Below are 239 nucleotides of genomic sequence, written 5' to 3'. Positions count from 1 at the left end.
GCTCGACCCGCTGCTGTACCGCGACCTGATGGTGGTCGAAGCCGGCCATCATCGACAGCCTGCCGACACCCTGCTGGCCGAGGTGCACAAGGCTTATCCACAAGGCCATGTCGGCCAGTACCTGCCGCCGCTGGATGCCGAGCGCAGCGCGCAGTTCGTGGTGCATGACGGCGGGCGCGAATTGAACGTGTTCGTCGACCCCTACAGTGGCAAGCTGCTCGGCGAGCAGGATGGCAAAC

1 protein-coding gene is annotated in these 239 nt (G+C 65.3%); it reads left to right on the top strand.

The genetic code is table 11. The annotated features are described in order from the left end of the window. Nucleotides 1–239: PepSY domain-containing protein (locus tag SB756_RS34860; protein ID WP_410913855.1), on the top strand; the 239-nt coding region annotated here is incomplete at both ends.

This window comes from Pseudomonas sp. SIMBA_068 (genome assembly GCF_046534705.1).
In the GTDB taxonomy this organism is placed as follows: Bacteria; Pseudomonadota; Gammaproteobacteria; order Pseudomonadales; family Pseudomonadaceae; genus Aquipseudomonas; species Aquipseudomonas putida.
The sequence above is the reverse complement of the archived record's forward strand: the minus strand, read 5'-3'. Positions and strand labels throughout refer to the sequence as shown.